Annotated in this window: 7 protein-coding genes and 1 pseudogene; 2 read left to right on the forward strand and 6 right to left on the reverse strand. The window is 33.4% G+C overall.

All coding sequences use genetic code 11. The features are described from left to right. Positions 1–356: pseudogene (locus tag COL05_RS29615) on the reverse strand (serine hydrolase domain-containing protein); the annotation flags it as partial. A gap of 584 nt (positions 357–940) precedes the next feature. Between COL05_RS29615 and COL05_RS29620 the strand changes: the two are divergent. Both COL05_RS29620 and COL05_RS29625 read left to right on the forward strand, forming a co-directional pair. Next, positions 941–1843 carry an ABC transporter permease subunit gene (locus tag COL05_RS29620; RefSeq protein WP_098671211.1) on the forward strand — a complete coding sequence of 301 codons (903 nt, stop codon included), beginning with the start codon at positions 941–943 and terminating at the stop codon, positions 1841–1843. After that, entirely contained in the window at positions 1840–2859 is a 1020-nt protein-coding gene (locus tag COL05_RS29625; RefSeq protein ID WP_142337726.1) for an ABC transporter permease, read from the forward strand. Before COL05_RS29620 ends, COL05_RS29625 begins: the two co-directional genes overlap by 4 nt. 130 nt (positions 2860–2989) lie before the next feature. Here the strand turns inward: COL05_RS29625 and adhP are convergent, their stop codons facing one another. The 5 genes from adhP to COL05_RS29650 form a co-directional block, all read right to left on the reverse strand. Next, entirely contained in the window at positions 2990–4033 is a 1044-nt protein-coding gene (adhP, locus tag COL05_RS29630) for an alcohol dehydrogenase AdhP (protein WP_000649103.1), read from the reverse strand. Positions 4034–4321: 288 nt separating this feature from the next. Continuing rightward, positions 4322–5176 carry a MurR/RpiR family transcriptional regulator gene (locus COL05_RS29635; protein ID WP_098671213.1) on the reverse strand — a complete coding sequence of 285 codons (855 nt, stop codon included), beginning with the start codon at positions 5174–5176 and terminating at the stop codon, positions 4322–4324. A 251-nt stretch (positions 5177–5427) separates the two neighbouring features. Then, positions 5428–6075, reverse strand: coding sequence for a response regulator (locus COL05_RS29640; protein WP_098671214.1), 648 nt, complete (start codon positions 6073–6075; stop codon positions 5428–5430). A gap of 14 nt (positions 6076–6089) precedes the next feature. Continuing rightward, a complete protein-coding gene (locus COL05_RS29645) occupies positions 6090–7208 on the reverse strand; it encodes a GAF domain-containing sensor histidine kinase (RefSeq protein ID WP_098671215.1) in 1119 nt (372 codons plus the stop codon). A gap of 129 nt (positions 7209–7337) precedes the next feature. After that, on the reverse strand, positions 7338–8231 hold the full coding sequence (locus tag COL05_RS29650) for a mechanosensitive ion channel family protein (protein WP_098671216.1): 894 nt from the start codon (positions 8229–8231) through the stop codon (positions 7338–7340). Between the last annotated feature and the right edge of the window lie 281 nt (positions 8232–8512).

Below are 8512 nucleotides of genomic sequence, written 5' to 3' on the forward strand. Positions count from 1 at the left end.
TCTGTTTTCATTGGTTTCTTAGTTCTCAGATCCGCTATCCCAGCAGTATAACTCCAAGTTTTGCCACCCTTAGAAATTTGAGCGAGTATTCCCGGGTATCCTAGTTTCAGTGTATCTCGCATTGCTTTCTTAACGGCAGTACGATCACTATGAGTATTTGTATGTAACGAACTAGATACATTTTGCGTGGGTTCTGCTTTTACAATTGAAGCCGGTGTTATGTATAACAGGGAACTTCCAGCTATTAAAAGTGCTAGACTGGCACATGTAATTTTACTACGTGTTTTCATAAAGCATTCCTCTCCTCTATTTAAATTGTATTGATGGTTGATAGGTATGTCATATACTAACCACACAGCTATCAAATCTCCCCATGATAAAAGTCAACACTAAATTTGCAATCATCTGTAGATCAATCATTTCTACAAGCAACTCTCTGACCTAATAAATGATTAATCCCTCTTCTTCAGATATCTGTTAACTTCTATAATTTCTTATTTTTCTTCCATAGAGTTTTATTAATTTGTTTTTATCAAAATATATAGTAACTATTCTCCCTCTCGTTCTTCTCTATAATTTGATCATACACATTGAAAATCTCTTTTTTCTTACTCCTTCCTTACAAATTCCTTACGTTCAAAACTACTTCTATATTTCGGTGTTTTTATTTTAAGAAAATTTAGTTCTATTAACTTAATAGCAATGAAATAGCACCAAATGCCAATCAACTGAAGAAAAGTAAGTGCCTCGAAAATGGAAATACTGCGCATTTTTCTTAATAGACATAGGAAGCGACTCCTCATTACAACATTTAAACCATATAAATATATATTGAGTATTATAATTATAAAACTTAATTAATTTCTAATTTTTCAGAAAAATAAGAACAACAACGAAGAATTTATTGTATAATGTTGTAAAAAGATGTCGGAGGGATTTAATGTTACATAAAATATCTCAATTCACAATTAAGCTTTCATCCATTCTTTTATCACTCTTACTATTATTAAATTTGCCCTACCTATTTATTACTCAACAAGGATTCACCTTTCAACCAATGTATTTTTTTAATCAGATTGTTACTATGTTAAAACAGGTTTTCTCACCTGAATCATTGTTGGTTATAGGATCAGACCCAAAGTTTGGTCATTTAAAAACAACACCATTATTTCCAACTGTTTTAGAACCTTACCTATATTCATTTATTGTATTATTTGTAGCCTTTTTGCTTGCGCTCTTTATCTCATCTAGCATGGCATTTTTTTATTTTTTAGCAAAAGATTATATAAAAAAATGGATAAACCGAATTGTGTTCATATTAGAAGCTGTCCCTGATATGATGATGATGATTTGTTTGCAAATATTTTTCATATGGTTACTGCGAAAATTCGGAGAATTACCTGTCACCATTATTTCTTTTAATGAAAATCGAGCTTATTTACTCCCTATTTTATCTTTAGCTGTCTTACCTACATTACAAATGTTTCGGATGATGGTGTTATACATAAAAGAAGAACATGGAAAACATTACGTAGAGGTTGCATATGGAAAAGGCCTTTCATCAAGTTATATACTATGTATTCATTTATTCAAAAATATATCTATCCACTTCTTCCACCATTTAAAAACGATTTTTGTTTTCTTACTTTCTAATTTATTCATTTTAGAATTTGTTTTTAATATGCAAGGCATTATTCAATTTTTATTTAAAAAGGCGTTTATTTCACCTCCAGCTGCATTTATCATACTTGTCATGATTATTTTACCGTTTTATGTTATTTTTCAAATAATCTCATTCATGATGAATAGATGGCAAAAGCAATTGAAAGGAGCAGCTTTATGAAATCTATTTGGAAATCAAAACGCTTTTTAATCGGCTTTACTTATTTATTCATACTTGTTTCAGCTAGTTTTATTTATAGTTGGTTCTTTAAAGATAACATCCCAAAACCTCCTCAGTTACTTTACAATGACAATAACGAATTACTTGGAAAGGCCCCTTTTCCACCATCGTTAATGCCACCTTTTGGATCTGATCGTTTTGGAGAATCTGTTTTCTTACAAATTATAGAAGGTGCAAAATTTACCATTTTATTGGCCGTGGTAATTAGCTTCTTTCGAATTTTATTCGGAACATGTATAGGAATACTCTTAAGTTTATATGCTTCAAAATTCAAGAGATTTTTCCAGTCATGCTCAGAAGTTTTTTATTATATTCCAACTTTATTTATCGCATTTATACTCATTACGCCCGTTAATATTGTAGTCACATCAAATGCTGATAGATTAGACCCCAATATTTCATTTACGTTTTATCAACTACTTGTACTTATTTTCGTGGCTCTGCCTACACTTTCTATATATATATCATCAGAGGTTGACGAATTTATGAAACAAGATTACATTTTAAGTTCACAATTACTAGGTGCTAGCCGTTTTCATATTATCAAAAAACACTTACGAGTCTTATTACTTGACCGCTTATTCGTATTATTCATGGAACATATCGTTCAAACTCTTATACTCGTTATCCATTTAGCGTTGCTTGACATTGTAATTGGTGGCGTACAAATGCGGGAACTCTATGACGGAGTGCTCAAACCTGTTTCTCTTTCTAATGATTGGGCAGGACTTATTGGATTAAATCGTTATGAAATGAATATTTCATGGTGGATTATTTTATACACTCTCGTTTCATTCTTTATTACGATTCTATTTATTAAGCTTATGACAATCGGGATTCAAGATGCACTGAAAGCAAGAGATACACAAGTTATAGCAATTCAAACCGTTCCAGATCATAAAAAATTTGTTAAAAGTAAAGATTCTTTTTCGTTTGTAGATAAGGTGAACCTTTAATCCTTTCCCATTACTCGATATTGATAGTAGTGGAATGCAAAGAAGATGATCCCTGTTAAATGCAGGGATCATCTTCTTTCTGTCGTCTAACTTTTTTACATGTCTTTAGCTAGACTCATACTTTTTATATTTAAAGTGAATTGCAATCACAATTATTGTGTTTAAAATCGATTACCATACGTCCTTGAATTCTACCTTGTTCCATTTCTTCGAATACATGTTGTACTTTATCTAGAGAACAAGTTTGAACGACCGGCACTACTTTTCCTTCTGCACCGAACATGAATGCCTCTTCTAAGTCTTTACGAGTACCGACTAAAGAACCAACTACTTCAATTCCATCTAGTACAAGTCGCGGAATGTTTAAATCCATCGTTTCCACTGGTAAACCTACTGCAACGACTTTACCACAAGCACGTACCGCATCTACTGCTGAGTTGAATGCTACTTTAGAAACCGCTGTTACTACAGCTGCATAAGCACCACCAAACTCTTCTTGAACAATCTTATCAGCAGGACCTTGAGAAATTGGATTGATAGTCATATCAGCGCCAACCTCTTTTGCTAAGGCTAATTTATCGTCATTAATATCTACTGCAATTACCTTTGCACCAAATACGTTTTTAGCATATTGAATAGCTAGGTTACCTAATCCACCACAACCATAGATGACGATAGGTTGACCAGGTTTAATATCCGATACTTTTATTGCTTTATATGTAGTTACACCCGCACATGTAATGGATGATGCTTGAGCAGGATCTAATCCTTCTGGTACTTTCACCGCATAATCTGCTGTAACAATACATTGTTCAGCCATACCACCATCTACTGAATAACCAGCATTCTTCACTTCACGGCAAAATGTTTCTCTACCCGTTACGCAATATTCACAACGTCCACAAGATTGGAACATCCAAGCAATACTTACACGGTCACCCACCTTTAGTGAAGTTACATCATCAGCAATTTTTGTAACAATACCAATACCCTCATGACCAAGAATACGGCCATCTGTATTTCCAAAATCATGATTTGCAACATGTAAATCAGTATGACAAACTCCACAATATTCTACATCTACTAGCGCTTCACCTGAGTGTAACGGACGTAATTCCTTTTCAATAATTTCAATGTTTGCTTTACTATTTTTATTTACTACTACTGCTTTCATATGTGATCTCCCCTTTAGTGTTTTAGAATTTTAATGAGTCCATCTCACAACTTCTGTCTTCACTAATTTGGCTAATCATTATGCTAAATTTAAGTGTTCAATCATCATTACATGTTCATCATAACATGACACTTCAAAAACAAATTGTGAAATTGTGAACAATGTTTAAATTATTGCGTAAATCGTTTTTATTTTATATTTTGAAAAATGAGAGTCTATCACTGACTATAAGTGAGTAACATACTTCTGCTAAAAAATAAAAAAAGCCCTTTATTTGAAGAGCTTTTCTTATATTCGTTTCATCGAAATTGTTTCACGTATACTTTGTAAATTTTGCAACGTTTCTTCTTGGCGTTGTAATGATAACCCAACGTACAAAGTATCTAATAAACTTAACTGTGCTAATCTTGATGAACTTGCTTCTGTGCGGAATTCCGTTTCACGTGTTGAAGTGTATAATGTAATATCAGCAAGTTGACTTAATGCTGATTTCTGATAGCTCGTAATTGCAATAATGCGAGCTCCCCTTGCTTTTGCTACTTCTAATGCTTCCAGTAACCCTTTATTGCTACCAGAATGAGAAATTGCAATGACCACAGCTTCTTTCGTAAGTAAACCCGCACCCATAATTTGAAAATGTGAATCTGTATGAGCAATACAAGAAATACCCGTTCTCATAAATTTATGATATGCATCCATCGCAATAATACCAGAACCACCATTTCCATAAAACTCAATACGGCTTGTATCTTGTAATACTTTTACAGCTTTCTCTAGCGCTGTATCATTTAGCAAATGTAATGTATCTTGCAGTCCTGTAATATGCGAATGGAAAACTTTTTTAGCAACAGTTACCATACTATCTTCTGCCGATACTTCTTCATGAATATTTTGCATAGGAGTATGTACAATTTCACGAGCTAATGTAATCTTTAAATCTTGAAACCCTTGAAAACCAAGGTGCTTACATAAGCGAAATATCGTAGCTTCTGAACTATTCGTAACCTCAGCTAATTCTGTAATAGATTTATGTACAACATCTTGTGGATGTTTCAATATATGTTCGGCAATACTTCGCAATTTTGGTGATAAACCGTTTAACGAAGCTTGAATCTTTCCAATCCCACTTCTTGTACCTGTCATAGTATTTCTTCCCCTTCCATCGTAGCTTAATCTAGTAAAATCCAATTGGTACAGGCTAATAATCAGTTGGGATGACCCCACTGATTCAAGTTTCACTTTATTGTACCTAATTATTGAAAGAAGAAAAACCTTTATTTGGCATCACTATGGTTTGTAATGTAAATCAACAAAAGTTTTGTACAGCTCTCACTGATTGTTAGCTCACACATAGCGAACCAACTCTATATATTCTGCCATAACATGGTACAACATTATTCATACTTACTATTCCCCTTATGTTTCACCGCATATAATGCAGCTTGCGTACGATCATCCACTTCCAATTTAGCTAAAACATTTGAAACATGTGTTTTCACAGTCTGTTCTGTAATATGAAGCTCTGCTGCAATTTCTTTATTACTTCGCCCTTTCGCAATTTCACGAAGTACTTCTTGCTCTCTTTTTGTTAACATGGAAAAAGGGTTTTCCTTTTCTTTCTTAACTGCTAATCGTCCTAATAGTGCTGGTGTTACTTTCGGATGAAAATTTGCATTCCCTTCATGTACTGCGATAATTGAAGCTACAAGTTGCTCAGGTTGTACTTCTTTTAATTGATAACCATCTGCTCCAGCTTCCAGTGCTGGTAAAACATAATCTTGCTCCGAAAAACTGCTTAATATAAGTATCTTTATTGTTTCATCATATTGTTTTATTCGTTTTGTTGCCTCAATACCATCCATCTTCGGCATTGATAAATCCATTAATACTACATCTGGTCTTTCCGTGTGGACGAATGTTAATGCCTCTTCCCCATTTTCTGCTTCTCCAACTATTTCAAATTCTTGTCTCGTTTTCAAAAAGAAGACAAGTCCTCTTCGGACAATATGATGATCCTCAACTAGTAGTAATTTAATCTTCAACCTTCTTCTCCCCTTCAAACTGGCAATTGAATTTCGATTTTTGTACCCTTTTTCAGCTCAGTTTTTATTTGAAATGATCCCTTCATTAACTGAATACGTTCCTTCATACTTTTTAAACCAAGCGCCGACTCTCTTACGTGATCTTGTATAAATCCGATTCCATTATCCTCTATGTAAAAATACAACTGGTTATTTTCTATTTTCAAAAGAACATTTACCTCTTCACATGAAGCGTGTTTTTTACAATTATGTATTGCTTCTTGACTAATACGCCATAAAACTTCTTCTATTTCATCTCCAATTGAAACCATTCCATCAATTCGAACTTCCACTTGAATCCCTAACAACTTCCCATAATTTTTAATTGCCTCTGCTAAACCTTTCTCTAATCCTTCCGGTCTTAATTGCCAAATTAAAAGTGTCATTTCTTGTAATGCTTCCTGTGATAATTCTCCAATATAACTCAACATCTCTTGCAAGTCTCTATCTCGTGTCATATTTAGAGTACCTTTTGCTGTTAGCATAATAGAAAATAACAATTGTTTTACAGAATCATGTAAATCACGAGCTAATCGATTTCTTTCAGCTACCACTACATATTTACGTTCATTCTCTACTAACTGAATACGTTGTATTGTCGTTCCTATTTGAAATGCAATCGATTCTAATAATGCTAATTCTTCCTCTGAAAAATGTGTTTTTTGAGGTGAGGCTACATTTAATAGACCAAACTTCTCCGATCCAGACCTAAGAGGAATCGTCGCATGATGCGTAATATCTTCTGTCTCTCCCCAATTACACTCAATCGCATCCTCTATTCGCTTACATTCAATGATATTTGTCGCTTTTTCCAATCTGCCATTCACAAAACGCTCTACACACCAGCAGTCCCCTTCACACATTGGCTTCTTCTCTTGCCACGTAAGAGCTGGTGGTAAGTTTTCATCTACAAGCATTCGGTGCTTTCCACTTTCATCAATAAAAAAGATCCACCCTGTTTGCAAATTCATAACTTGTAACAATGTATGTAACACTTTTTCCAACATGTCTTGTAAGTCTGTTGCTTCATTTAATAATTCTGCAATTGCCTTTAATGCTTCTAAACGATGCATCTCTTTTTCTTCAAAGTTCATTTTCATCACCATCTACCATTATAACATTAAGAAATTTCTAAATTCTATAAATAAAGAAAGAACTGAATTCCTTCAGTTCTTTCTTTATATCGATCATTTTATTATTGTTTTTTATCCAATTATTCGACTTTAGCTGTCCGATACAGATTGTCCACCATGGTTATGCTGTAAACTCTCAGTAGTAACGAACATATTTGTTGCTGGCATTTGCACTTGATTCTTATGGAACATAGACATTAATTCAAACCTTACTTGTCTAGAAGTTTCGAAATAATCTTCTGGCTTTATTAAGCCTGTAATACAAAATTCATATCCAACGTATTTAAAGTTCGGATTTAAATCTGTAACACCAACGTATTTAAACGGTTCCACAGCTTCCTCTTCTACTTTATAAAGATTTGAAGCGAATTTTTCATTGCAATTCACACAAACTTCTTCTAATAACTCCTTAACTCTTGTAGGATCTTCCTGATAACTTACCGTAATTCGTTCAATTACACGCATCCATCCTTTATTAAAATTTTGTATCGTTCTAATCTCTCCGTGTGGTATCGTAAGAAGTTTTCCTGACCATTCACGAATTTGCATAAAACGAATACTAATTTCCTCAATCGTTCCTGAGTTTGTTCCGTTGAAAGTAACAAAATCGCCAACACGAAACTCTTTGTCCGCTAATCTCGCAAAGCCTAATATAACATCCTTTAACATCTGTTGCGCAGCAAAACCAATAACAACCCCCGCTATCCCGGCACCTGCAATGATACTTTTTATATCTACAAATTGGCTAATTAAATATATGATTAGACTGATGATAATGATATATCTAAAAATAGATCGAATCACACTTTGAATCGTTTGCTCTACCTCTTCATCAAAAAAGCTTGATTTCCTAAAAAACCAATCAATAATGCGGTTGATTACAAAAGAGATAATGATTAAAACGAAGGCAAATAGTAAAAATCTTAAAAGTAAAAACTCCCGTACATAATTAAAAAATTCTTCCGTATACGTTAATAAACTCACCTTACCACTTCCTTACTAATTAAAAAATTCATAATCGTCTCAGTTTGTTCTAGGAAATTCTATTATCCTAATCTAAAATGCCACTACTCTTACTATGTATTTTGACTTTATTACTAATTTACTTTAAACAATATGTAGATGTTCTTTTCCTTTCCTTTAAATATACCCTTTTTAATAACCTAAGGGGAGCTAATAGTGGAAATTTTTCAACATTACACTTTATTCTACTCATTACGATTTATTAACTACGTAAAAAAGAGCTGAATTGAAGTGACCCCTAA

The sequence above is a fragment of the Bacillus sp. AFS059628 genome (assembly GCF_002571225.1).
Lineage (GTDB): Bacteria > Bacillota > Bacilli > Bacillales > Bacillaceae_G > Bacillus_A.

Coding starts and splice junctions, on each gene's coding strand:
- COL05_RS29620 (WP_098671211.1), top strand. CDS start 941: ATGTTACATAAAATATCTCAATTCACAATTAAGCTTTCATCCATTCTT.
- COL05_RS29625 (WP_142337726.1), top strand. CDS start 1,840: ATGAAATCTATTTGGAAATCAAAACGCTTTTTAATCGGCTTTACTTAT.
- adhP (WP_000649103.1), bottom strand. CDS start 4,033: ATGAAAGCAGTAGTAGTAAATAAAAATAGTAAAGCAAACATTGAAATT.
- COL05_RS29635 (WP_098671213.1), bottom strand. CDS start 5,176: ATGACAGGTACAAGAAGTGGGATTGGAAAGATTCAAGCTTCGTTAAAC.
- COL05_RS29645 (WP_098671215.1), bottom strand. CDS start 7,208: ATGAACTTTGAAGAAAAAGAGATGCATCGTTTAGAAGCATTAAAGGCA.